Source organism: Paraburkholderia sp. GAS206C, assembly GCF_050435645.1.
Taxonomy (GTDB): domain Bacteria; phylum Pseudomonadota; class Gammaproteobacteria; order Burkholderiales; family Burkholderiaceae; genus Paraburkholderia; species Paraburkholderia phenazinium_B.
Window position 1 is genome coordinate 101,749 of the sequence record NZ_JBNDKR010000003.1, and the last position, 24,719, is coordinate 126,467.

Below are 24,719 nucleotides of genomic sequence, written 5' to 3' on the forward strand. Positions count from 1 at the left end.
CCGCCATCGCATCTACGCGAGAATGACCCGCGCCACCTTCTTCTTCAGCGGCGCGAATTCGGTGGACTCGGCCGCCTTCTTGTTGGTGATCAGCACGTCGACGTCCTCAGCCGGGCAGTACGAGATGCGGCTGCGCTGACCGATCTTGCTGTAATCGGCGAGGATCACTACGCGTTGCGCGTTGGCGACCATCGCCCGCGCCACCTCGGTTTCTTCGTGATCATAATTGGTGGCGCCATGCCGATGATCGATGCCGACTGGCGACAGCAATGCCACGTCGGCCCGGTAGCGATGAATGTCCATGATTGTCGTGCTGCCGCCCGTCGCCATGGCCCGGTCGCTGATCGATCCGCCGAGCAGTATGACCTCGTTGCGGGCTTCGGCCTGCTGCTCGGCGGCGCCACGCATTTTCAGCGCGACGTCAATCGAATTGGTCACGACCGTCAGATTGGCGAGCTTCGCCAACTCTTCCGCCAGGGCCGAGGTCGTCGTGCCGGCGTCGATAAACAAGGTCTGGCCGCTGGAGATGACCCCCATCGCAGCCTTGGCGATCGCCGTCTTCGATTTGACCCGGGTGTGGGCGCGTTCGGCGATGGGTGCTTCGTCAGCGGGCTTGATTGCACCACCATGCACCCTCCGCAACTCGCCGAGTGCTTCCAGGTCGAGCAGGTCGCGCCGCACGGTTTCGCGCGAGACACCGAGATCCGCCATGATCCGTTCGGTCGACACCCGTTGCAGTGTCGAGAGCAGCGCGCGAATTCTCTGATGACGGTCTTCCTGCCACATGCATTTCCCTCTGCGATCAAGTCGTCTGGACGGTTTTTCTACGTAACATCACTGACATGATTGTGTGTCGCCCCGATGTCATTGGCCCCACTTTAACCGTTTTGCGTTGTATTTTTTTGGTCCCTTGCAAATTTGTGTATTTAAATTTAGCCTTCGCAGATTGGACGACTGTCATCGAATCCGAACACGGAATGTTCGAAAAGGAATTGAAGTGTCCCGTTTTCGAACATCGGTTGTCGCTTTTGCAGGCAAGCGACTGTATGCTGCCTCCATCCTAAGCCAGGTGGCCCATTTCGCCGTCCGTTTCGATGCCGTGCCGCAGCATGACAGCTTGCTGACGAATAATACCGTTCGGTTCGTCATCCTGACGACCAGACGATGTGCCTGGTGAAGCGTGCGGTACATAAGAGACCATTTCGAAGGTGCGTAGACGTGGGAACTGGAATTGATCGTACTGTTGCCGACTGGCCGTATCCGCGGCTCGTCGCGCACCGCTGCGGCGGAACGCTCGCACCGGAAAATACGCTAGCGGGCTTCGACGCCTGCAAGCGTTATGGGTATCGCATGGTCGAATTCGACGCCAAGCTATCGGCGGACGACCAGCTCTTCCTGCTCCACGACGACACGCTCGAGCGCACGACCAACGGCCACGGCCCTGCCGCTGAGCAGACGTGGGAACAGTTGGCGAAGCTCGATGCCGGCTCATGGCGCGACGCCGCGTTCGCCGGCGAACGCCTGCCGACACTCGCCGAGGTTGCCGCACGCTGCAAGCAGGACGGCATCGCCGCCAACATCGAAATCAAACCGTGTCCCGGCCGAGATACCATCACCGGTCAGCTCGTCGCAGCCGCTGCGCTGGAGCTCTGGCAGGGCCAGACGCAGCCGCTGCTGTCATCCTTCTCGTACGAAGCGCTCGCCGCCGCGCGAGATGCCGCGCCGTCGCTGCCGCGCGGGATGTTGTTCGAAGCGGTGCCGGACGACTGGCTGCGCATTGTGCGCGAACTCGATTGCGTGTCGCTGCACGCCAGCCACAAATATCTGACTGCTGAACAGGTCGCCGAGATTCGCGCCGCAGGTTTGCGCGTGCTCGTCTACACCGTCAACGACCCGGAGCGCGCGGAGCTGCTGGCGCAATGGGGTGTCGACATGTTTTGCACCGATCGACTCGATCTGCTCGCGCACGACATGCTGTCCACGCCGAATAGCCCGGCCTAACGCGGCTCGCGGCGTAACCGGCAGACATGGCAGGCAGGCGCCCGGAATCGGGCGCCGAAGACAACTATCAGATGCAGTTTTCCTAACGTACTAATTTTCGGCAAAGGATGGGGAATACTATGAACCGCACGTGGCTAAGCCGAGTTCTCTCGATGTCAACGGTTGCGGGCGTCGCCGCAGCGGGTGCAGGCAGCGCGTTAGCCGCGCCGCCCGATGCGCTGGTTGCCGCCGCCAAACAGGAAGGTCAACTGACCGTAATCGCGTTGCCGCACGACTGGTGCGGCTACGGCCCGATGATCGCCGCCTTCGAAAAGAAATACGGCATCAAGGTGAACGAACTGAATCCGGACGCGGGCTCGGGCGATGAAGTCGAAGCCATCAAGGCCAATAAGGGCAACAAGGGTCCGCAAGCACCCGACACGATCGACGTGGGCCTGTCCTTTGGCCCCACCGCGAAGACCGAAGGCCTGCTGCAACCGTACAAGGTGTCGACGTGGAAGGAGATTCCGGATTCAGCCAAGGATGCTGACGGCTATTGGTACGGTGACTACTACGGCGTGCTGTCGTTCGAAGTGAACGCCGACATGATCGACAAGGCGCCGGCCGACTGGAGCGATCTGCTCAAGTCCGACTACAAGAACGCCGTGTCGCTCGCAGGCGATCCGCGCTCGGCCAACCAGGCCATCCAGGCGGTCTACGCTGCCGGTCTGGCTTCGGGCAAGGGCGATGCCGCCAAGGCCGCGGACGCTGGTTTGAAGTACTTCGCGGACCTGAACAAGAGCGGCAATTTCGTACCGGTGATCGGCAAGGCGGCTTCGCTGGCGCAAGGTACGACGCCGATCGTCGTGCGCTGGGACTACAACGCGCTGGCTGACCGCGACACGCTCAAGGGCAACCCGAAGGTGCAGGTCATCGTGCCGAAGACGGGCGTCGTAGCGGGCGTCTATGTGCAGGCGATCAGCGCGTACGCCCCGCATCCGAACGCAGCAAAGCTGTGGATGGAATACCTGTACTCGGACGAAGGCCAGATCGGCTGGCTGGCGGGCTATTGCCACCCGATGCGCTACACCCAACTGGTGGCCGCGAAGAAGGTGCCGCAGGCGCTGCTCGACAAATTGCCGCCGGCATCGGCGTACAAGAATGCCGTGTTCCCGACGCTGTCGCAGCAGGATGCGTACAAGGACACGATCACCAAGCATTGGGATGAAGTGGTCGGCGCGAACGTCAAGTAAGCTCCGTAACGCCTGAGAGGGTCGCCTTGCGCGGCCCTCGCTTTAGCCTGATTGCTCCAGGGGTGACCTATGACCGCTTCATCGGATATCGGGTCGGCGCAGCCGGAACACCTGGTTCCCCCGGCGCCTCCGTCCCACGTGAAGGGACCGGCAGAATCGTCCCAGTTCCTGACCTGGCTCGGCGTCGCGCCATTCTTCATCTTTGCGTTGCTGTTTCTGATCCTGCCCACTGGCTTTCTGATGGTAGGCGCGTTTCAGGATCCGCAGGGGCACTTCACCCTCGCAAACTTCCGCGACCTGTTCCAGCCGGGCGTGCTGGAAGCCTACTGGATCAGCTTCAAGGTGAGCGCCGCGTCGGCGATCGGTGGTGCTGTGATCGGCTCGCTACTGGCGTGGGCAGCGGTGCAAGGACGCCTGCCAGGCTGGATTCGTCCGACGCTGATGACATTCTCCGGCGTCGCCTCGAATTTTGCCGGCGTGCCGCTTGCGTTTGCATTCATCTGCACATTGGGCCGGGTCGGGCTCGTCACGGTGCTGTTGAAGAAGTATGTCGGCATCAATCTGTACTCGACGGGTTTCAGCATTCTGAGTTTCACCGGCCTGACGGTGACCTATCTGTACTTCCAGATTCCGTTGATGGTGCTGATCGTCACGCCGGCGCTCGACGGCCTGAAGCGCGAATGGCGCGAAGCCTGCGACTGCCTCGGTGGCACCTCGTTCCACTACTGGCGCTATGTCGCACTGCCGGTACTGTGGCCGAGCGTGCTTGGCGCGACGCTGCTGCTGTTTGCGAATTCGTTCGGCGCGGTGGCGACGGCTTATGCGTTGACCGGTAGCTCGCTGAACATCGTGACCATCCTGCTGTACGCACAGATTCGCGGCGACGTACTGCACAACCAGAACCTCGGCTATGCACTCGCGCTGGGGATGATCCTCGTGACGGGGCTGTCTAACGGCGGCTACATCTGGCTGCGTTCGCGAGCCGAAAGGGGCCGCAGATGAAAAGTCAATCGCGTGTAGGTGCATGGACCGCGATGATCGTGGGCGCGCTGTATTTCCTGATCCCGCTCGCTGCCACCGTCGAATTCAGCCTGCGCATGCGGCGCGGCGTCTATAGCTTCGACGCTTACAGAGTGGTGCTATCCGACCCGCGTTTTCAGGCCTCGTTTGGTTATTCGATGTTAATGGCAGTCCTGACGATTGTGATTGGCGTGCTGCTGGTGGTGCCGACGGCCTATTGGGTGCGGCTGCGCTTACCGAAGCTGCGGCCCGTGGTGGAATTCATCACGCTGCTGCCGCTGGTGATTCCCGCCATCGTGATCGTGTTCGGCTATCTGCGTATCTATAACAGCAGCTCGATCCTGCCGCTGACCGGCAACGAGCGCGCCACAGATCTGCTGCTGGTGTTCGGCTACGTAACGCTGGCGTTGCCGTACATGTACCGCTCCGTCGACGCAGGTCTCGCCGCGGTCGACGTGCGTTCCTTGACCGAGGCCGCCGAATGTCTCGGCGCCAGTTGGCCGACCATTCTGTTCAAGGTGATCTTTCCGAATATCCGCTCGGGGATTCTGTCCGGGGCGTTCCTTACCTTTGCGGTGGTGATCGGCGAGTTCACGCTGGCTAGCCTGCTCGACCGGCCGGCGTTCGGTCCTTACCTGCAACTGATCGGCGCGAACCGCGCCTATGAGCCGTCAGCACTCGCGATCATCGCGTTCGTCATCACCTGGGCGTCGATGGGGTTGATCCAGGTATTTGGCTCGGCGCGCGGCTCGGCCCGCGCGCTGGTCGGACACAAACCCTGAAGAATCGAGGCGTCGAATCATGGCATTCCTTGAAATCGAAAATCTGCACAAGTCGTTCGGGGCGAACACCGCGCTGCATCACTTCGACATGAAGATCGAGCGAGGCGAGTTCATCACCTTTCTCGGGCCGTCGGGCTGCGGCAAGACGACGGTGCTGCGCATGATCGCAGGCTTCGAAAGCCCGACGCGCGGCGTGATCCGTCTCGATGGCCGGGACGTCACGCATCTGCGTACGCGTCAGCGTAAGGTCGGCATGGTGTTCCAGTCGTACGCGCTGTTTCCGAACATGACGGTTGCCGACAACATCGGCTTTAGCCTGCGTGTGGAGCGTCGTCCGCAGGACGAGATTCGCAAGCGCGTCGGTGAGATGCTGGATCTGATTAAACTGCCCAATATCGCGGAGCGCTACCCGTGGCAGCTTTCGGGCGGTCAGCAGCAGCGTGTGGCACTCGCCCGGGCGCTGGCTGGCAAGCCGCAGGTTCTGCTGCTCGACGAACCGCTATCGGCGCTCGACGCGAAAATCCGCATCTCGCTGCGGCAGGACATTCGCGCGCTGCAACGCGAGCTTGGCATCACATCGATTTTCGTGACGCACGATCAGGAGGAGGCGCTGTCCATCTCCGATCGCATCGTGGTGATGAACGAGGGGCGCGTCGAGCAGGTCGGAACCTCCTCGGAGATCTACAACTATCCGCGTACGCGATTCGTGGCGTCGTTCGTGGGCACGCTCAATATTCTGTCCGGACATGTGGTGGATCCGGCGAACGGCAAGATGGCCGTCGACGGGCAGGAACTGGTGACCACGCAAAGGCTTGCACCGGACGACGTCGGCAAGAAGCGCCTGCTGGCGCTGCGCCCGGAGGCGATCGTGCTGGAAGCGCCGGCGGCCGGACGCAATACCTTGGCGGCGACGGTCGAGGAAGTGAATTTCCTTGGCGCGGTGGTGCGGATCAGGACGCGGGTGAAGGAGGCGGTGATTTCTCTCGACGTCTTCAACGATCCGAATCGCCGTTTGCCGGAACGCGGTCAGCCGGTTGCATTGGGTTTTTCGCACGAGAACCTGCTGGTACTGGAGGAGGGGGCGGCGTAGGGGGCTGGCTGTGTGCTCTGAGCAGAAGCTGTGCCCCGTATGGCCAGACTTCGGCTTTCCCGAACAAATGCTCCCGGATTAACAGGTTTATCCGATTCAACGTCTGACGCAGACTAGGGCTCATCACCACTGCGGACATCGTCCGCGAAAGGAGCCCAGTCATGCGAAGCTATCCCCGCAACAGTCCTCAGGCAGCCGCGCGCATTGTCGCGCTGGTGCTAACCTCCGACGGGCACGTTTGCAGTTCCGAGGAGCGCGCACTCGACAAGCTCGACATCGCCGGGCAGCTCGGCCTCGCGCCGACCGAATTCGCGCAGATCGTGCAGACGCTGTACGAGGATCACTCAATCGCCCACGCGCCCCTCATGCCGGCGGTCGGCCAGATCGACACGAACCTGCTTGGCTCGCTGATCGGCGAGATCGACGACCCGGCATTGCGCAGCAAGGTGATCCGGCTGTGCGTTGCCGTCGCGACCGCCGACGACCATCTTGCCGATGGCGAAATCGCCGTGCTGGCGGGCATTCTTGGCGCTTGGGGAACCACTCCGGCAGCTGTCACGGTTCGCCGCGATGCCACGCCGGCCGTCTTGCGTGGTCACGGACGCACGGCGTCAATCACCTGAGAAGCGAGCGCATGATGCTGGCCGCGCCGCGAGCGGATGGCGTGGATCTCTTCGATCACGCCGTCCGCACGTCCAAGCAGGCGCAGTCCGCGCAGCAAGGACACATCGCCGGCACCTAGCTCTGCGAGAGGAAACACGCCGAGCCCGCGCGCGGCGAACACCGCCATCAACGCGCTGTCTTCGAATTCTCCGGCGATCCGCGGCCGGATTCCCGCCGCCTCGAACCAGCGGTCCAGTCGTGCGCGTAGCGCGCCATGGCCGGTGGGCAAGAGCACGGGCAGATCGGCAAGGCATTGCGGGAAGCTGGCGCGAGACGCCTTCTGGACGATTGTCGTGGGCCCATACCAGTCGACGGGCGAGCCGACGAGGCGCTGACTCACCAGACGCAGGTCTGTGTTGTGCAGCGCCGGCTGGCATGCCAGCACCAGATCGAGCCGATGCAACGCGAGTTCCGACAGCAGTTGCGCATGTTCACCCTCGTGGCACAGAAGCCTGAGCGATGGCGTGTCGAGCACGGGCGCGAGTAGCGCATGCGCGGCGAGCTTTGAAATTCCATCGGACAGACCCACGGCGAGCCGTGCAACGCGCTCGGCACCCGCTTCGCGCATTTCGTCGAGCAGCGTCTCGCCGATCTGAAAGATCTGCTCCGCGCGATTGAAGGCCGCCTCACCGGCCTCCGTCATGACGACGCCGCGCCCCGCGGGTTTCAGTAACTGGCGCCCGACCGATTTTTCCAGCTCGCGCACCTGGGCGCTGATGGTCTGCACGGCCATGTCGAGGCGCTCGGCCGCACGCGCGAAGCCACCTTCCTTTACGACGATCCAGAAATAGTAAAGATGGCGGTAGTTCAGCATGGGCGGCGTAAGTTCGATAAAAACGATCCGTCTTTCAGCTTATCACTGAGTTATTCGAACTCATGAGGCCGCAGTCCGAACCAGGGTCTGCGTCGTCCGGAATCCCCGACGCCTGCCGTCCAGATTTCCGGAAAGCTGGACGTCCCGTTCGCCGGAATTTCAAAAACCCTTTATAAATCAAAGCGAAAGACTCGCTATCCAGCTGGCATCGACCTTGCAAAGTAGAAGCGCGGCCGCACAGGCCCGACAACTAAAGCATGGAGACAACGATGTCCGATTTCCCCTCCCGGTATTTCTGAATTCGTCGTCTTGTCGCGGCCCGATGCCGTGCACAGGCGATACGTCTAGTCGTTCGCATGATGCGCAGCGTGGCAGGCCATTGGCTCATCCACATCGCAGGAATCGTCATGAAGAAATCCTTACATAAAGTGCTCTATGTCCAGGTGATCGCCGCGATCATCGTCGGCATTGCCCTCGGCCATTTTTCACCCGCTCTCGCTATCGACATGAAGCCGTTCGGCGATGCCTTCATCAAGCTGATCAAGATGGTGATCGGGCCGATCATCTTCTGTACCGTCGTGACCGGCATCGCCGGCATGCAGGATATGAAGAAGGTTGGACGGGTCGGCGGCAAGGCGCTGCTGTACTTCGAAATCGTTTCGTCGTTTGCGCTGGTGCTCGGTCTGCTGGCCACGCACCTGCTGAAGCCGGGCGCTGGCTTTAACGTCGATCCTGCGACGCTCGACGGCAAGGAAGTCGCTTCGTACGCCGCCAAGGCGCACGGCCAAAGCACCGTCGATTTCCTGATGCACATCATTCCGAACACGATCACGGATGCGTTCGCCCAGGGTGAGATCCTGCAGATCCTGCTGATTGCGATGCTGTTCGGCAGCGTGCTCGCAACGCTCGGCCAGCGTGGCAAGGTGGTTACGGATCTGGTCGAAAGCCTGTCGAGCGTGCTGTTCGGCGTGGTGCGCATCATCACGAAGCTCGCACCGATCGGCGCGTTCGGCGCGATGGCCTTCACCATCGGCAAATACGGTATCGGTTCGCTGCTGCCGATGCTCAAGCTGATCGGCACGTTCTATCTGACCTCGATCGTGTTCGTGGTGGTCGTGCTCGGCGCGATTGCACGGATGGTCGGCTTCAGCGTGCTGCGCTTCGTGGCGTACATCAAGGAAGAAATGCTGATCGTACTCGGCACGAGTTCCTCGGAAGCCGCGTTGCCGCAACTGATGCTGAAGCTTGAAAAGCTCGGTTGCTCGCGCTCGGTGGTGGGCCTGGTGGTGCCGACCGGTTACTCGTTCAACCTCGACGGCACCAACATCTATATGACGATGGCCGTGCTGTTTATTGCCCAGGCGACCAACACCGATCTGACGCTGACGCAGCAGCTCACCTTGCTGGCCGTGACCATGCTGACATCGAAGGGCGCAAGCGGTGTGACGGGCGCCGGCTTCATCACGCTGGCGGCGACGCTTGCCGTGGTGCCGACCATTCCGCTGTCGGGCATGGTGCTGATTCTCGGTATCGACCGCTTCATGAGCGAATGCCGTGCGTTGACGAATATTGTCGGCAATGGCGTGGCCACGGTGGTGGTGTCGGCGTGGGAGAAGGAACTGGATCGCAACAAGCTGCGGGCGGTGTTGCGTGGTGAAGTGGCTGCGATCAAGGAAACGGAAACCGCGGGTGCCTGAACCCGAGCAGCGCGGCGGGCGGGGCGTTGAGGTGATATACCGTCGGCATATGCCACAATAACCGTGCCCTACCGACCGGAATCCACTAACGTGACGCGCCGCCTGCTGATCCTCTTCGCGCTCGTCGCCGGGCTCGTGGCAGCGTGCGGGCTCACGTGGAGCATCACGTGGCGGGGAGGCATCGACACTTTGCGGCGCAACGCTGCCGTGCGCGTCGACCGCACGACCAACGCACTCAAGAGCACGCTTGAGCGCTACGAATCACTCCCTTATCTGCTGGCCGAGCATCCGTTCGTGCAGGACGTGCTCGTGAGTCCAACCGCGCCCAACGTCGAGCGTGCCAATCGCTACCTCGAAGATCTCAACGTCCACGCCCGGGCCACGGCAACCTACATCATCCAGACGGACGGGTTGTGTGTTGCGGCTAGCAACTGGCACGAGCCCGATAGCTTTGTCGGCGCGGGGTATCAGTTCCGGCCGTATTTTGTGGATGCGGTGAAGGGTGGCGTAGGCCGCTTCTTCGGCATCGGCACGATTTCGCACGATCCGGGCTACTACATCTCGCAGCCGGTGCGGCGGGACGGCAAGATCGTCGGCGTGGCGGTCGTCAAACTCAATCTGGAATGGTTCCAGGGTGTGGATGCCGCGGAGCCGCTGATCGTCACTGACGATCATGGGGTGATTTTCCTGTCGTCGGTGCCGGCGTGGAAATATCACACAGTGCGGCCGTTGTCGGGCGCGGTGGCCGATTCGATCTATCAGACGCGCCAGTACGCGCAGCAGGAGATTCCGCCGTTGCCGGTGACAATCGAACGCACGCTCGAAGGCGATGCGCAGATCGTGCGTGTGGGTGGCGGGCGGTATGCGCCGCGCTATCTTGCCTCGCGACGTGCGATAGGCGAGCCCGACTGGCAATTGATCACCATGGCGAGCGTCGCCCCGGTCGATGCCGATGCGCGCAACGCTGCCATCGTCACGGGCTTCGGTTACATCACGCTGTGCCTGCTCGCGTTCTACTGGAGAATGCGGCGCGCCCGTGTGCGCGAGATGATGCGCAGCCGCGAGTTGTTGCAACGCGCTTATGCGGAGTTGAATCAGCGGGTAGCGGAGCGAACGGCGGACCTGTCGCAGGCGAACGACCAGTTGAAGAAGGAAGTGAGCGAGCGCACGCGCGCCGAACAGGAGTTGCGCGCAGCGCACGATGAGCTGATCCAGGCGAGCAAGCTGGCTGCGCTCGGTCAGATGGCGGCGGGCATTACGCATGAGTTGAATCAGCCGCTTGCTGCATTGCGAGGGTTCTCGGACAACACACGCGTGCTGCTCGAGCGCGGCGATCAGGCCTCGGCGCGCGAGAATCTCGAAGCGATCGCGGCGCTCACCGAGCGCATGGGCAAGATCACCAATCAGTTGAAACTATTTGTGGGACGGGCACGGCCGCGTAGTGCGCGGGCGCCGCTCGCACGGGCGCTGCGCAATGTGCTGGCGCTGCTGCAAAAGCGTCTGCAGGGCGTGGACGTGACTTTGACGGTGGTCGAGAACGAGGCGGGCGCGCAGACCCAGACGCGGACCCGCTTCGATCCGTCTGACGAGCATCCGGAACTCATCGCAAACTGTGATGACCTGCGGCTTGAGCAGGTGTTGATCAATCTGCTTGGGAATGCATTGGATGCAACGGGGGATCTGGGGGAAGGCAATCTCGCGGCCGGGCGTCCATCGGTCACCGCAACGCTCCCTCGCATCGAGATCGAAATCGAAGCTGCCGCGGCGACGCTATCGATCTCGGTCCACGATAACGGCCCCGGCATTCCGGACGACGTCCTGCCGCGCCTCTTCGAGCCGTTCTTTACGACAAAGGAAATGGGCCAGGGATTGGGACTCGGCCTCGCGATTTCTTCGTCAATTGCGCGTGACGCCGGCGGTTCGCTCGTGGCCCGCAACGCGCCGGACGGCGGCGCGCTGTTCGTGCTGACGCTGCGCCGGGCGCGTGTGCAGGCAACCGATCCGCTCATTGCGGGGTCCTGAATTCAGACGGCTTCAGATGCGCCTGGACGCTTTTAGGTGGTGAGGACAATGGCCAACAATAGTTTGCCCGTGCTGTATATCGAGGACGACGAACTGGTGCGTCGCGCGAGCGTGCAGAGCCTGCAGCTCGCCGGGTTCGACGTCATTGGACATGCGTCGGTCGAATCAGCGGCGCGTTCGATCAACGCGGATTTTCCGGGCGTGATCGTGAGCGATATCCGCTTGCCCGGCGCGAGCGGTCTCGATCTGCTCGCGCAATGCCATGAGCGTGCGCCCGAAGTGCCGGTGATTCTCGTCACCGGTCACGGCGATATCTCCATGGCCGTCCAGGCAATGCGCGACGGCGCCTACGATTTCATTGAGAAGCCGTTTGCCTCCGAGCGTCTGATCGAGACAGTGCGGCGCGCGCTGGAACGCCGCACGCTGGTGCTGGAGAATCACGCGCTACGCCGTGAGCTGGCGGGGCAGAACGCGGTGGCGCCGCGCATCATCGGCCGTAGTCCGGTGATCGAACAGGTGCGGCGGCTGATCGCGAATGTGGCGCCGACCGACGCGTCGGTGCTGATCAACGGCGATACCGGTGCGGGCAAGGAACTGATCGCGCGCAGCCTGCACGAACTGTCGCCACGGCGTGACAAGCCGTTTCTCGCAGTCAATTGCGGTGCTCTGCCGGAACCGATGTTCGAGTCGGAGATGTTCGGCTATGAGCCCGGCGCTTTTACCGGCGCGGCCAAGCGGCGCATCGGCAAACTCGAGCACGCTTCGGGCGGCACGCTGTTTCTCGACGAGATCGAGAGCATGCCGTTGGGGTTGCAGGTCAAATTGCTGCGGGTCTTGCAGGACGGCGTGCTCGAGCGGCTCGGCTCGAACCAGCCGATTCGCGTGAATTGCCGCATCGTCGCGGCTGCCAAAGGCGATATGACCGAGCACGTCGCTGCCGGCACGTTCCGGCGCGACCTGCTGTACCGCCTGAATGTCGTGACGATCGCGCTGCCGCCGCTCGCCGAACGTCGCGAGGACATCGTGCCGCTTTTCGAGCATTTCCTGCTCGACGCCGCGGTGCGTTATCAGCGCCCTGCGCCGATTCTGACGGATCGTCAGCGCGCGGGTCTGATGCAGCGCGACTGGCCAGGCAACGTGCGGGAGTTGCGCAATGCGGCTGACCGGCTTGTGCTCGGAGTGGCGGAAGATCCGGTAGCGGCGTCGGTCGATGCGGCGGAGGATTCGCAGTCGCTCAAGGAGCGCGTCGAGCAGTTCGAGCGGGCGGTGATTGCGCAGGCGCTGGAGCAGACCGGCGGCGCGGTGGCGGTGGCGGCGGACCGCTTGCAGTTGGGTAAGGCGACGCTTTACGAGAAGATCAAGCGGTATGGGCTGGCGGTGAAAGGCGACGGCGAGCGGTGAAGTCCCGGATCGCACAGGACCCAACGAGTGCGCCCCAAAAGCAACGCGCCGGTAGCGGACAATCCGCTACCGGCGCGTTTTGTATCTGGTGCTTTCGTGCTTTGCTGCTTCAGGCCGCGTTCAGCGCCTTTTCGAGCAGTTGGTCCAGCTCGGCGAACTGCGGCTCGCCCACATAGCGCTTGAGAATCGTACCGTCCTTGGCGACCAGGAAGGTTGTCGGCGTCAACTGGATGTTGCCGAACTGCTTGGCCGCCGAGCCGTCGTCCATCGCGACCTTGAACGGCAGGCGGCGGGTCTGGCTGTAGTTGACCACGTACATCGGCGCGTCGTAGTTCATTGCAACGGCGACGAATTCGAGTCCCTTGCCCTTGAAGCGGTTATACGTGTCGACCATCTTCGGCATTTCCTGGACACAGGTGTCGCAGTTGGTCGCCCAGAAGTTGATCAGATAGACCTTGCCCTTCAGGTCGGCCGTCGAGACTTTCTGGCCCGACAACAGCGTGAAAGTCGCATCCGGCACGTGCTGCTGGCCGTTGAAGGCGAAATAGCCGGCAATCGCGATCGCACCCGCGACAGCCGCCATCGCGATGTAGCGGATCGGGCTGGTGCGCTTCGATGCGGAAGGAGACGGGGTAGGGCTCATGAACGGGACCTCGAGATTCGCGCAGCGTGCGCGGAACGTAGCCACGGTATTGTAGCCCCAATCCCGCGAGGCGGCAGGGCGCTGTCGACACCCTGCCGGGGGTGCTTCTATCGGCGGATAATGGGGTTTTAAGCTTCGAGCCTTCCTGACAGCTTCGTCATGTTCCTATCCGCTTTCTGCCTGCCATTCCTGCGTCTTTTTTCCGCCTTCCTCTTGAGCTTCGTTGTCTGGCTGCGTCACCGCTCTGGCTTACCGGCGACGGCGGCAACGCGCGCCATCCTGCGCATGAGTCTTTGCGTGATCGCCGCAAGCGGCTTGCTGGCCGGTTGTTCGCCGACCTACGACTGGCGCACGGTCATGAATAACGATAGCGGTTATACCGTCGACCTGCCGGCCAAGCCGGGCAGCGATGCGCGACAGATCGACGTGGCTGGCACTTCGATGAAAATGGCTATGCAGACCGCCGAGGCCGGGTCGGCCGTATTCGCGGTCGGCACGCTGATGCTGCCTTCGGACGACCCGCAGGTGCAGCGCACGGCGCTCGACTTCCTGCGCGACGGACTGGCCCGCAATGTCGGCACCGCGCCGGCCGCGCACGCGGTGCAGATTCCACTGGCCGCCGGTGGTCAGGTGCCCGGCCTCGAGATGACGCTGAGCGGCAAGGCTGGCGAACAAAAGGAGACTCGCACGATCTACGCGCGCTTCGTTGCCCATGGCCGGCATGTCTACCAGGCGGCGATTATCGCCAGTCAGCCGTTGCCGCAGGAGCAGGTCGACCAGTTTTTTCGATCGTTCCAGCTTTATTGAAGACGCCATTTAGCTGCTTCGCGCGGCGTGCAAGGGTGTCGTAGATCGATGCACACAGTGAAAGTTCCTTCGCAGGTTATGACGCTAATAGCCGGATTTTATGGGGATTTTTCCATCACCTGCCGCGCCTGTGGATAACTTTGTGGAGAACTTGGCGGGAGCGGGCCGGGATGCCCGTCCCACGGGCGTCCGGTCACTTTTCCCTGCTTCGGGGACAACCAAAAAACCCAATAAAATCAACGGCCTCTCCAAAGCGCATCAAGCCTACCTTTCAATTGCCTGCGAATTTGCCAGGAATACTTTCGTGTGCATAAGTCAAGTCTTGACAGCGATTTTTTTGCTCTATCCAGCGGCGAATGCGCGACGATATTGGACGGCTTCTGCAATTTGAGCGCCACTCGGCGCGTCGGCGCCGGCCAGATCTGCAATCGTGCGGGCCACCTTCAGCACGCGGTAATAGGCGCGTGCCGACCAGCCGAACCGGTCGCCCGCTTCGCGCAGCAGCGCTTCGCCGGCTGCGTCCGGCCGACAGACCTCGTCGACTTCGCGGCCGCTCAGTTCGCGGTTGGTTTTGCCCTGACGGGCCAGTTGCCGGGCGCGAGCTTCGCCTACCCGCGCGGCAATGGCTACGCTTGGCTCGTTGGTGTTGCTCGAACGCGCGGCGAGTTCGGCTGGCGTGAGCGCGGGTAACTCGATCTGGATGTCGATGCGGTCCAGCAACGGCCCCGAAAGTTTGCGCAAATAGCGCGCGGCGATTTCCGGCGTGCAGCGGCAGCGTCCGTTCGGATCGCCGCGCCAGCCGCACGGACAGGGATTCATCGCGGCGATCAGCTGGCAGGCTGCCGGGAAATCGGCCTGCAATGCCGCCCTCGAAATGGTGATGCGTCCGGCTTCGAGCGGTTCGCGCAACGTCTCCAGCACGTGGCGGTCGAATTCCGGAATTTCGTCGAGAAACAGCACACCGAGATGCGCCAGCGTGATTTCACCTGGCTGCGGCGGATTGCGCCCGCCCACCAGCGCCGCTGCGCTCGACGAGTGATGCGGCGCCCGGAACGGCCGCTGCCGCCATTGCGCCGGTGAAAAACCCGACATGCTCGCGGACAGCAGCGCAGCAGAGGTGAGCGCTTCGTCGTCGGTCATCGGCGGCAGCAGGCTCGGCAGGCGTGCCGCCAGCATCGACTTGCCGGCCCCCGGCGGCCCGACCATCAGAACATGATGACCACCCGCCGCGGCGACTTCGAGCGCCCGACGCGCGGCGCGCTGGCCGATCACGTCGGCCATATCGGCGGGCGGCACGACAGGGGCCGTGTCGAGTGCAGCCGCGGCGACTGGTGTGAGCCGGCTGTCCGGGACCCCAGCCAGATGCGCGCATAGCGAGGGCAGATCGGCGGCGCCGTAGACATTGACGCCCGGCACCAGGGCGGCCTCCGCAGCGCTTGCCGCCGGCAGATAGAGTTCGGCTGCCACCTGCTGCGCGTTGCTTCGCGCGGTTCCACATGCCATCGCAAAGGCCCCGCGCATGGGACGCAGTGCGCCTGTCAGCGACAACTCGCCTGCGAATTCCCGATGCATCAGCGATTCCGCCGGAATCTGCCCACTCGCGGCGAGGATACCCAGTGCAATAGGTAAGTCGAAGCGGCCAGATTCCTTCGGCAGGTCGGCTGGCGCGAGATTGACGGTTTTCCAGACAGGATCGAAATTCGTCAAAAAGAGCGGTGTCGTGGCTTGGCTTTACGCATTATTCCATAATGCGAAACGCCGGCCCGAGCTGTTACAAATATTTAGCTAACTTTTAAAAAAGGTCTGCTGCTGAGGGCTTGTTGACCGTGTGGGACGTAGACGGCGCACCCGTCGTGTGTGCGGGCTTGACCGCGACCGTGCAACGTGCGGCAGCTTGAAAGTCTGCAGGGAATCTAATCGCTGTGGCTCTCGCGACCCGATTTCCGCCGGGCGTGTCGGATGGGGGCGACGCGCCGGGATCAGATCTGGCAAATGACGAGGGATGCATCCAGGGTTCGTCCGGCGACTGGCTTGCGCTCGGCGAGAACGTGCGAGGCTATACTCAGCAGACAAAAACGGAGGGCTCCGTGCGTGATCGACTTGGCGGACGCGCACAGCTTTGTTGTTGCTTCATGCACCTGTCGAAGCAGCGAACCGTCCCGTCAGTCAAAGACGGTTGATTCTGCATCGCTACGCCGCATCGCGGCCCCTTCTCCAAACCAACGAATTCGAGAAGCCATGAAACTTAAAAGAGCGAAGGTGACCAACTTCCGATCCGTCGAGGATAGCGGAGAGTTCAAAATCGGCGATTTGACTTGTCTAGTCGGCAAGAATGAAGCGGGGAAGACGGCGCTGATCACAGCCCTCTATGGCCTGCACCCCTATGAGCCGTTTGAATTCAACAAGACGCGCGACTACCCGAGGCGCTTTGTCAGCGACTTCGACGAACGTCATCGCGACGGGCGTTCAGTGGTGATCCAGACAAGCTGGGAGGTGGAGGCGGATGAGGTTGCCGCAATTTCCGAAGTCTTAGGAGCTGCCGCCCTAACCGAGACGGAGGTCCACATAGAGAAGGGGATTGGCTATGCCGACAAAGAATGGCGTGTCTCGATCGATCATTCGGCTTCGTTGGATTTTTTGATCCAGAAACATGAGCTCGAAGCCGTGGAACGGGCGGTTTTGAAAGACGCCAAGGACGCAAAAACTGCGGCAGAGGCTATTGCCGCGCAAGCCCAGCAGTCCCCGCGATTGCAAGCCCTTCGTACGGAACTGTTGGCTATTCCAGGGCAGGACTTTGCTCAGCGTGTCATCAGCATCCTTGAAGAGCGAGTTCCCAAGTTTTTTATGACGTCGCATTTCAATCGAATGGCTGGCGAGGTCTCGATCAATGCACTGAATGCCGCCAAGCAAGCGGGCACGTTGGAACCGTCCGATCGCATTTTTCTTGATTTCTTGGCTTACGCCGGAACCTCGGTTGAGGAGCTGCTGGCGTCGAAAAAGCTTGAGGATCTGAAAGCCAAGTGCGAAGGCGCGTCAAACAAGATCTCCGACGAAATATTTGAGTTTTGGTCGCAGAATGACGCGCTCGCGGTGAAGATCGACATCGTGGCCGGCTTGCCGGAGGACAAGCCGCCGATGAACTCAGGCAACATCGCAAAGGCTTGGATCACCAACCAGCATCATCGAGCGAGCGTGCCCCTGTCCGAGCGCAGCGCTGGATTTGTGTGGTTCTTTTCGTTTCTTGCGCAGTTCAAGCAACTCGTGAAGACCGCCGGCAACGCGATCATTCTTCTGGACGAGCCCGGCCTTACGCTGCATGGGCGGGCGCAAGCAGACCTTCTTCATTATATCGAAGAGCGTTTGTTGCCCGATCATCAAGTTATTTTCACAACCCATTCTCCGTTCATGGTGCCAAGCGATCGACTCGACGATGTTTTGATCGTCGAAGATGTCGTCAAATATGACGATAGACGGCGAATCAAGGTCGAAGGCACCAAGGTTAGAGATGACGTTCTCCTCGTCGGCAAGGACACTCTTTTTCCACTGCAAGGCGCTTTGGGCTACGACCTCACACAAAGTTTGTTCGTCGGAAAGAACACATTGTTGGTTGAGGGACCATCGGACATCTTGTATCTGCAAGCGCTGTCGTCAGCCTTGGTCCGCCGCAAACGCAAGGGGCTTTCCCCAAGGTGGACGATGTGCCCAGGCGGTGGCATCGATAAGATCGCATCGTTTGCCTCGCTCTTCGGGGCGAGTCGGTTGAATATGGCAGTCGTGTGTGATGTGGCGGAAGGGGATAAGGCGAAAGTCGAAAGGCTTCGAAAACACCAACTGCTGAAAGCCGATCAGGTGTTCACCATTGCGGAGTTTACGGGCAGGGAAGAGAGCGATATCGAAGATCTGTTTCCGCACGAAAAATATGCAGAGCTCTTGAACGAATCGTTTGAATTGAAGAACGGGAATACACTCAACGCGGAGCGGCTCCGGAATGCTGCGTCTGATACCCAGCGCGTAGTCAAGCAAGCGGAAGCGGCGTTTCGGGTGTTGCCGGCTGATGTTGACGAATTCGACCATTTCGCGCCAGCCGATTGGCTTATCCGAAATCCTGCATTCCTCGATTTCGAAGATGCCGATACAGACGCCGTTCTGGATCGAGCCGAGAAACTCTTCGTGACGCTGAACGCGCTGCTGGATGGGAAATGACCGTCGCTGCGTTGTATTCGGCCACGGCGAAGTGCAATTGGTTATGAGCGAGTTTTAAACACTAGCGATAAGAAATCGCCGATGGAAAATACGGGAAAAAAAGCGACGAGTGGACGATCGTGGACTGGCGTGTCGTCGCGCAAAAGAGTTTTTCGTTCTCGCGCCTGTGGGGGTTTGCGAAGAACAGAGTGCCACAGGTCTTCGTGATTTGGGCGGTCATAGCCGCGTTATTGCGAGTCCAAGCGTTCGTTGACGTCTTCGGTTGGTTTGGCCGCAGGTTCAACTCGCCGTTCTTCCTCGTCGGAAGTGTTGGCGCGAGCCAACCAGTCGATCTCACGCCGTTCTTTCTGATCGGTTTCGCAGCTCTCTCCTGCGCATTGAGTTTCGCTGCCGTTCTTTACTGTTGCATTAAGCTTTGCCATCTCATGAACATGAGCCGTCCCGTCAAATTCGAGCAAGCGTTCGCCCGGTTCGCCGACAAGATGACTGACGAAGTGTCATCCAGCCTGGCGCATTGCTCGGCGGCGACGGTGGCTTTGCTGGTTTCCGGGAACCCGGAGAGGTATGGTGATTCGGTGTTTCATTGGCGCACGTTTATGGCAGTTTTTATGCTCATCCTCGGCGGGATTTGCTATCGCGAAAATTGATTCTTCGGTGAGCGGTGGTCCGGGGCGCAGGCCGTAGCCTCTGAGATAGCAAATCGCTGCGCATGGGATGGTCCTCCCAAAGCTATCAACCCCCTGTGTTTTCGTTGGAGGTGAATCGAAATGCCCTTGATCAGCTTTCACGTGAATCAAAAAAGTCGAATTGACGAAGCGAGGATTCGATGGCAAAGGTCGCTGCCGAAGCAGCCAGGGCAAATAGGTCTGGCTTTGGTGATATGGATTGAGCATCCGCCAATGGGGGATCAGCAGGCGGTCGAGGTCAACGATGGATTTGTCGATTTCTTGCGGCACGGAGACATCCCCTTTCAGACTCGCTAGAAGTCGGCGATCTGTATCTGACGCTCGACGATCTTCACGAATATGGTCGTGCGGCAATTGCGTTTTGGGATGAATTTGCCGACGCGCTCGCCGCGTAGCGGCGGATGGTACACAACCCTCTATTGGAAATGACGAGCAGAAAATGGCAACAAAGAGGCCATACAAGGATCTCGATGATCTTGAAAAACTCGAAAAGCAGTGGCGTAAACTATCGGGATTGCATCATCGCGAGGAATGGTCCGCAGTCGTCATGCGGGCCGCCACCGCATCTGAAATCGCTGCCAATCTGGCTATCCGCAATGAATTTGAGGCACGCAGCAAGTTCGATGCAGACTTTGTCGGCTCCATGCTCGTTTGGGCCAACGGCCTTCAGGGGAAGGTGAGCCGTCTGCTGAAGCCCCTGTACAAAGGCACTCCCAAGGCAAGGAAACTGGCCCCCCTGTTTACCGTCATGGAGCGGATCAACAACAGGCGCAACGCCGTGGCCCACTCGGGTGAATTCTGCAACGTCGAAGAAGCCGACGCCGTGATTGCGGATTGCAGAACCTTCGTTGAAGGACTCGTTGCACTTTATCACCCGGACTTCAAGCTGAAGCAGCACAGGTTCGAGCTTGATGACTAGCGTGCTGGCCGGATTACTACTTGGGGGCGCCGTAGTGCGCTTGGCGATGGCAGTTCGGGCAGACCGCGACGGCATTCTCGGTTGTGTCCTCGCCTCCGTCTGCGAGTTGTACAACATGGTGGACTTCCAGATAGGGGCTGCCATCACGGCGCAGAAAGGGGGCATTGTCATGGCAGATCTCGCATTTGCCGCCCGCCCGGCCCAGCACTTCCACGACGACATCAGCGTTGCGCACGAACACTTCGGTCGTTACCGTGATCGTGGCTGGCTTCCTCGGCGCGAGGGCCAAACGCTGGCGCCGCGCTTCCGGCGTATCTGACCGGGCCGAAGCGATCTCGCGCTCGAATCGCTCGCGAGTCTGAGCGAGCGTCGCGCTTGCCCCGCGTGCACGTAGCTGCGCTTCGTGACGGGCTACCACGTCACGCAGGGCGTGAACCGTGGTCTCACGTGTGCGCTCGTAATAGTCGATGTGCGCCCAGACCGCAGTAATAGCGGGCGCGAGGGCGTCGGCACCGTCCTCCGTGAATATCCGGTGGAGGAATACATCGGCTGCAGGTGTGCTCAGCGTTCGCCGGTAGCATTCGCCTTTGCGCAGGTGCCGGTAATCGCGGATGAGCGCCGTTGCGCTGTTGATGTTGAGGCCATGCTCACGGGCAAGCTGGTTTGCGCCAACCGAAGCCGTCAGTTCGCCGTGATAGGCGCGCCTGGCGACGTCAAAGGCCGCATTGATTTGTTCGTTCGTCATTCTCGACGGCAAGATGTCTTTACTCGCCGGTTCTCGCGCTCATTCGCCAGAGCCGCCTTCATGAGGTGGTGAGTCGGCAATCCAGTCTGCAGACTTCTGCGAAACGTTCGAACTTCGGTGCGTGGAACCACGCCGTGCAAGCCAAGCTCGTGCGGAAGTTGATGTTTTCCCAAACCCGTCGATGAGTTGCCGTCGTTGCCGCTTACACTCGGCGCGCTGATTTTTTGTGATCCTGCAATAGCGATGCTGGCTCTACCCCCAGAGCGTCAGCGATACGCTCGATGTTATAGATCGTCACGTTCTTCTCACTGCGCTCCAACATCCCAACATACGTACGATGGACGCCGGCCCTCTCTGCAAGGGCTTCTTGCGAGAGATCCAACTCGACGCGTCTTCGTCGAACGTTAGCGGCGAAGATGGCAACCAGGCGGCACTGTGTGGGGGCAACGGACATTCATCGAATATCCGTCGTTGCATACTATGGTTCTACATACTAAAATTAGCATTTTCATTGAAGGTACCAGATGCGAGCCGTTTTGCACTCGTGCTCATGGTAGACACCCAGCACACCCATGCTTTTGACTCAGACGACCTGGGAAGAAAAGAATCCCGTACGCAGACAACTAGTCAGCCCCTACAACGCCTTCCGATGCGTGGCGGTCTCCGGCGAATCCCCTTGCTTCTTGATTCAGCATACCCCCGAGGACATCGAGGACGATCAACTACCCGTGGGCACTTACCTTGTGACAAAGGTCGAGGACGTTCTCGAAGTGGTTGCGCAACTCGAAGCCGGGCGCAGTCGCGTTTACGCATTTCAGACACGACCAAAGGGGGACGAGCGTTGTGTCATGAATGCGATTGCCGACATCAGGAGCTATTGCGAAGACGGCGTGACCTGGTTTTCATATGTGACCACAGACGGCACCGTTACTCCTTGCCTCCCATGGCAGCCTCGTGCGAGTTCCGATCACCAATTGAAAGTTGAGTGGTCGTCAAAGCGATAGCCTGGAGCCAAGGGCAGCGTGCCATGTGGGCCATCACGTCGTCATGCGGTATGTTGGGACGCCTGTCGTCAAGTGAGGCCTGAACTTTGATGTGAAATTAGCGTTCAGATGTCCACGGTATTTTTTGTCGTGGCGAACCCGGACTCGATGGGGGAAAGGGCGTACGTCATGAGCGCAGCCTAGACGTTTGGAGGGCCATGCAGTGGTAACGAAGAATGAATTGCATGGCACCTTGGCGGCGACCTCGTTCCGTGACGAACTGCTTGAGAAGCGGTGGCCTGACGATCATCGCGTTGCCGAACTGGCCGGCATGGAGCCGGGTCCGGAAGCCGCAACGTACGCGATCCAGGCGCAAGTGAGCGGTGACCTGCTGGGGGTGTGGTCTGCGCCTCGGCATTGCTTCCTTTACCCTGACTTCCAGTTCCACCGCTCAGGCGCCATACGGAAGGACGTTGCCGGACTTCTCGCCGTCCTGCCGAGCGAAGACGATGGTGGAGGCTGGAGACGGACGTTTTGGCTATATTCGCCTCATGCGTTGCTCGATGACCAGGCGCCGGCGGAGATATTCATTGACGATCCGACGCGGGTGATCGCTGTTGCGCGAGAGGAATTTCTGGGCGACCGCGAGGCGACATGGTGAATCGTCAACTGGCCCTTGCCAGCACGCGCGACCAACAGGATTGCGATCTCGCGTATGGCTCGGACTCTGCGGAACGGGTCCGCGGTACGTCGAGGTGGCAATGAACAGCAGACGGCCGGCGGGCCGCTACTCGCAGCATTTTTCCCGGGGGTGAACCATGACCGTGCGACTCATTCAGAATGGCCGTGAGTATCGCGAAGCCCGACAGGCACTCCTTGATCTGCTTGGACTTGAACCGGCGCCCGGCACGCCGGAGGACGACCGGCTGCTGGCACTGGCGAGTGCTGTAGAACGCTACGAGGTGCAGCATGTTCTGGATCTGCCCGCAGGCGCCCGGCGGACGCTGGTGGCGAAGCGCGGCTGGAGCACTGACGCGTTCGGGCCTCACCGGCTTCTGCGGCCCGCATGGGAACGACGGCGGCTGCGTTTTGCGCTGGGCCTGCACACCCCTCTGACCCCGGGGGACCTTGAGGTTCTGCAGCGAGTTGTGCCTGTGATCGAGGATGCAGGCAAGCCATACGCCGTGCGGATCGCGGACGTGCCGCAGCCCTTGCAGGAAGAACTGCGGGAGTGGTGGCGGATGTGGTCGTTGCCATTGTTCAACACAGATGGCGGCGGCGACTGCATCTATGTGTGGGACTGGTCGGACTGGCTCGACGGGCGGGTTCCTGATCTCCCGTAAGTCTCGACGGCCGCAGGACGGAACAGCGGCAGCGTTTCCCCGAGGGCGCGAACCATGACCGTGCATCGCGTCGAAAATAACGTGTAGAAGTCTGGACTTGGTCGGGCAGTCGATGTCTGATCGTCCGGCTCAGTTCGGCCGAGGCTGTGTGAAAACGCGAAAGTACTCGGTTTTCGGGTGTCGCTTTACCCTTCCCAGACTGCCGCGAAGCCAATACACGGCCATTTGAAGGGTCGAGTTTTTCGACTTGGGCCTTCGGTGTGCGTTTTCACACAGCCTCGTGCGGAAAAAGCCGCCAACTGCGCGGCTTTCGAGACTTTGGCAAGACCAACTATGGGTATCTGTCTGCATGCAGACAGATCTTCAACCTACGATACTAATCCCGCCAAGTGCGGGATCCTGGAGGTTGACGACTTGGAGCACCTGTGCCTCTTTCTTCGCGTAGGCAGACCTTTTCCATTTCGCAAAATCGGGCATTTGGCTCGCGTCATCAGGTGCAATCGAAATGATTGCAATGACGTCTGCGTCGGCGCGCTTGAGGTCAAACGTTTTCTTGTTGAAAGCATCGAACGTTGTGTTGGCATCAACCACGATGCCGTAGATTTTTGTCATATATCCTCTCTCGGTCGGCTAACCGGCCGACGTTCGGGGCGCACGGAGCACCGCATGAAGTGTGTATTCCTTCGTGTATAGCATCGATTCCTCGCTATCCCGCATTAAGCCGGCAAGTGCTCTCCGTATGAGTCAACAGCCGGCCAAAAATCGAGGATATGCTGACGCAACACAGGATAATCCTTGGCAATAAGCGCCAAGTGATTACCTATCAGCGACACCCTCGCGAACCTGTGCCGTAGTCCGTCTTCAGTCTCTGTTGCGTCGGGGCCCATACCGATATGTGTGCCGATAAGTTTCACTTCAGACGCCTGCCACTCGGCGCGGTTCATGTGGGTACTCCACCAACCTGCGCCGCTTGCACCGTGAAGTCTGGGAATGGATGCTACAGGAGGGCGATCGTCCGCTAGAGCATCTATATTATTTTGCTGCGGAATCCATGCGTGAATCTCGCGACGCTCTTCGAACTCAGCGACGACTAAGGTACTGTCCGGCGCGTGCTCTCCTCCTGCCATCGTCGTCGAATACACCAGAAACTTAGCTCCGGTGCCGCCCTCGTATTCCATGAAGCTTAGGGGGTATCCAGCAAGTGCGAGAAAGTCCCGTGACGCGTCATGTTCGGACACAGATAGGACTTCGACGGATCGTTCGGACAAAAAGTTACGATTTCCGGCGGCGATCGTCCCGACCAAATCTGGCGAAATCTGAAAGTATCCAAAATCGCCACGCTTCCTAGTACACACATAGTTACGGTGAGCGGGTTCAATAAAGAATCGGTGATGGTGATTGCGTACACCTAGCGCCAAAGAATCGTAGTCTCCAGCCACGCAATGCCCAGCAGTGAGTATGAAGTGGAACGGACCTATTTTGAGCAGCACACCCGAACCATTGTCGAAAGGTTCTGGAGCGTCTCTGCGGAACCTGAAAAACGGAACCGTGAACGGTTGAAGGCGATCCTGCAGCGCTTTGGCGTGCAGAATCGGGCCGTCCTCGGCGTGAATCAGATTGTGTGGCGTCTCTTCGGATGGCGTCATGGCTCTCGCGCAATTCTTATAA

At 60.4% G+C, this 24,719-nt stretch carries 23 protein-coding genes and 1 pseudogene; 15 read left to right on the forward strand and 9 right to left on the reverse strand.

What is annotated here, in order from left to right; translation table 11 throughout:
• Positions 1-12: 12 nt before the first annotated feature.
• On the reverse strand, positions 13-786 hold the full coding sequence (locus P3T20_RS08760) for a DeoR/GlpR family DNA-binding transcription regulator (protein ID WP_429286710.1): 774 nt from the start codon (positions 784-786) through the stop codon (positions 13-15).
• 432 nt (positions 787-1,218) lie between these two features.
• Between P3T20_RS08760 and ugpQ the strand changes: the two genes are divergently transcribed.
• The 6 genes from ugpQ to P3T20_RS08790 all read left to right on the forward strand — a co-directional run bounded on the left by ugpQ (position 1,219) and on the right by P3T20_RS08790 (position 6,748).
• Complete coding sequence (ugpQ, locus tag P3T20_RS08765; protein WP_429286711.1) at positions 1,219-2,001, forward strand: glycerophosphodiester phosphodiesterase; 783 nt, start codon at positions 1,219-1,221, stop codon at positions 1,999-2,001.
• Between the two features lie 119 nt (positions 2,002-2,120).
• Positions 2,121-3,233 carry an ABC transporter substrate-binding protein gene (locus P3T20_RS08770; RefSeq protein WP_429286712.1) on the forward strand — a complete coding sequence of 371 codons (1,113 nt, stop codon included), beginning with the start codon at positions 2,121-2,123 and terminating at the stop codon, positions 3,231-3,233.
• Between the two features lie 69 nt (positions 3,234-3,302).
• The gene (locus P3T20_RS08775) at positions 3,303-4,235 is read left to right on the forward strand and encodes an ABC transporter permease (RefSeq protein WP_074263233.1); all 933 of its coding nucleotides are present in this window, start codon (positions 3,303-3,305) and stop codon (positions 4,233-4,235) included.
• Positions 4,232-5,035, forward strand: a complete 804-nt coding sequence (locus P3T20_RS08780) for an ABC transporter permease (RefSeq protein WP_429286713.1) — start codon at positions 4,232-4,234, stop codon at positions 5,033-5,035. The genes P3T20_RS08775 and P3T20_RS08780 overlap by 4 nt, the downstream gene beginning before the upstream one ends.
• A gap of 19 nt (positions 5,036-5,054) precedes the next feature.
• Complete coding sequence (locus tag P3T20_RS08785) at positions 5,055-6,125, forward strand: ABC transporter ATP-binding protein (RefSeq protein WP_429286714.1); 1,071 nt, start codon at positions 5,055-5,057, stop codon at positions 6,123-6,125.
• A 161-nt stretch (positions 6,126-6,286) separates the two neighbouring features.
• Positions 6,287-6,748 carry a TerB family tellurite resistance protein gene (locus P3T20_RS08790; protein WP_429286715.1) on the forward strand — a complete coding sequence of 154 codons (462 nt, stop codon included), beginning with the start codon at positions 6,287-6,289 and terminating at the stop codon, positions 6,746-6,748.
• On the opposite strand, the gene P3T20_RS08795 is transcribed toward P3T20_RS08790, so the two are convergent.
• Positions 6,721-7,602 carry a LysR family transcriptional regulator gene (locus P3T20_RS08795; RefSeq protein WP_429286716.1) on the reverse strand — a complete coding sequence of 294 codons (882 nt, stop codon included), beginning with the start codon at positions 7,600-7,602 and terminating at the stop codon, positions 6,721-6,723. The two genes, P3T20_RS08790 and P3T20_RS08795, sit on opposite strands and share 28 nt — an antisense overlap.
• A 407-nt stretch (positions 7,603-8,009) precedes the next feature.
• On the opposite strand from P3T20_RS08795, the gene P3T20_RS08800 reads away from it, so the two are divergent.
• The 3 genes from P3T20_RS08800 (at position 8,010) to P3T20_RS08810 (ending at position 12,722) form a co-directional block, all read left to right on the forward strand.
• Positions 8,010-9,299: a dicarboxylate/amino acid:cation symporter gene (locus tag P3T20_RS08800; protein WP_429286717.1), complete on the forward strand. Its 1,290-nt coding sequence runs from the start codon at positions 8,010-8,012 to the stop codon at positions 9,297-9,299.
• A 90-nt stretch (positions 9,300-9,389) separates the two neighbouring features.
• A complete protein-coding gene (locus P3T20_RS08805) occupies positions 9,390-11,321 on the forward strand; it encodes a sensor histidine kinase (RefSeq protein WP_429286718.1) in 1,932 nt (643 codons plus the stop codon).
• Positions 11,322-11,369: 48 nt separating this feature from the next.
• The gene (locus P3T20_RS08810) at positions 11,370-12,722 is read left to right on the forward strand and encodes a sigma-54-dependent transcriptional regulator (RefSeq protein WP_429286719.1); all 1,353 of its coding nucleotides are present in this window, start codon (positions 11,370-11,372) and stop codon (positions 12,720-12,722) included.
• A 109-nt stretch (positions 12,723-12,831) separates the two neighbouring features.
• Here P3T20_RS08810 and P3T20_RS08815 read toward each other — a convergent pair whose 3' ends face one another.
• Complete coding sequence (locus tag P3T20_RS08815) at positions 12,832-13,365, reverse strand: peroxiredoxin family protein (RefSeq protein WP_074263240.1); 534 nt, start codon at positions 13,363-13,365, stop codon at positions 12,832-12,834.
• 285 nt (positions 13,366-13,650) lie between these two features.
• On the opposite strand from P3T20_RS08815, the gene P3T20_RS08820 reads away from it, so the two are divergent.
• Positions 13,651-14,172 (forward strand): hypothetical protein, encoded by a 522-nt coding sequence (locus P3T20_RS08820; protein WP_429286971.1) that lies wholly within the window; start codon positions 13,651-13,653, stop codon positions 14,170-14,172.
• 342 nt (positions 14,173-14,514) lie between these two features.
• Here P3T20_RS08820 and P3T20_RS08825 read toward each other — a convergent pair.
• Positions 14,515-15,852: pseudogene (locus P3T20_RS08825) on the reverse strand (YifB family Mg chelatase-like AAA ATPase); the annotation flags it as partial.
• A gap of 411 nt (positions 15,853-16,263) precedes the next feature.
• Between P3T20_RS08825 and P3T20_RS08830 the strand changes: the two are divergent.
• The 3 genes from P3T20_RS08830 to P3T20_RS08840 all read left to right on the forward strand — a co-directional run bounded on the left by P3T20_RS08830 (position 16,264) and on the right by P3T20_RS08840 (position 19,980).
• Entirely contained in the window at positions 16,264-18,375 is a 2,112-nt protein-coding gene (locus P3T20_RS08830) for an AAA family ATPase (protein ID WP_429286720.1), read from the forward strand.
• 119 nt (positions 18,376-18,494) lie between these two features.
• The gene (locus P3T20_RS08835; protein ID WP_429286721.1) at positions 18,495-19,022 is read left to right on the forward strand and encodes a hypothetical protein; all 528 of its coding nucleotides are present in this window, start codon (positions 18,495-18,497) and stop codon (positions 19,020-19,022) included.
• Positions 19,023-19,500: 478 nt separating this feature from the next.
• On the forward strand, positions 19,501-19,980 hold the full coding sequence (locus P3T20_RS08840; RefSeq protein WP_429286722.1) for a hypothetical protein: 480 nt from the start codon (positions 19,501-19,503) through the stop codon (positions 19,978-19,980).
• 16 nt (positions 19,981-19,996) lie between these two features.
• Here the strand turns inward: P3T20_RS08840 and P3T20_RS08845 are convergent, their stop codons facing one another.
• From P3T20_RS08845 to P3T20_RS08855, 3 genes are all read right to left on the reverse strand, one after another.
• Positions 19,997-20,737 carry an HNH endonuclease gene (locus tag P3T20_RS08845; RefSeq protein ID WP_429286723.1) on the reverse strand — a complete coding sequence of 247 codons (741 nt, stop codon included), beginning with the start codon at positions 20,735-20,737 and terminating at the stop codon, positions 19,997-19,999.
• A gap of 190 nt (positions 20,738-20,927) precedes the next feature.
• Entirely contained in the window at positions 20,928-21,179 is a 252-nt protein-coding gene (locus P3T20_RS08850; RefSeq protein WP_429286724.1) for a helix-turn-helix domain-containing protein, read from the reverse strand.
• Positions 21,180-21,652: 473 nt separating this feature from the next.
• The gene (locus P3T20_RS08855) at positions 21,653-21,820 is read right to left on the reverse strand and encodes a hypothetical protein (RefSeq protein ID WP_429286972.1); all 168 of its coding nucleotides are present in this window, start codon (positions 21,818-21,820) and stop codon (positions 21,653-21,655) included.
• Between the two features lie 111 nt (positions 21,821-21,931).
• On the opposite strand from P3T20_RS08855, the gene P3T20_RS08860 reads away from it, so the two are divergent.
• On the forward strand, positions 21,932-22,369 hold the full coding sequence (locus tag P3T20_RS08860) for a hypothetical protein (protein ID WP_429286725.1): 438 nt from the start codon (positions 21,932-21,934) through the stop codon (positions 22,367-22,369).
• Between the two features lie 157 nt (positions 22,370-22,526).
• The gene (locus P3T20_RS08865) at positions 22,527-23,051 is read left to right on the forward strand and encodes a hypothetical protein (RefSeq protein ID WP_429286726.1); all 525 of its coding nucleotides are present in this window, start codon (positions 22,527-22,529) and stop codon (positions 23,049-23,051) included.
• Between the two features lie 363 nt (positions 23,052-23,414).
• Here P3T20_RS08865 and P3T20_RS08870 read toward each other — a convergent pair whose 3' ends face one another.
• Positions 23,415-23,663, reverse strand: coding sequence for a hypothetical protein (locus P3T20_RS08870; protein ID WP_111935848.1), 249 nt, complete (start codon positions 23,661-23,663; stop codon positions 23,415-23,417).
• A gap of 104 nt (positions 23,664-23,767) precedes the next feature.
• Complete coding sequence (locus P3T20_RS08875; RefSeq protein WP_111935849.1) at positions 23,768-24,697, reverse strand: hypothetical protein; 930 nt, start codon at positions 24,695-24,697, stop codon at positions 23,768-23,770.
• Positions 24,698-24,719: the final 22 nt, after the last annotated feature.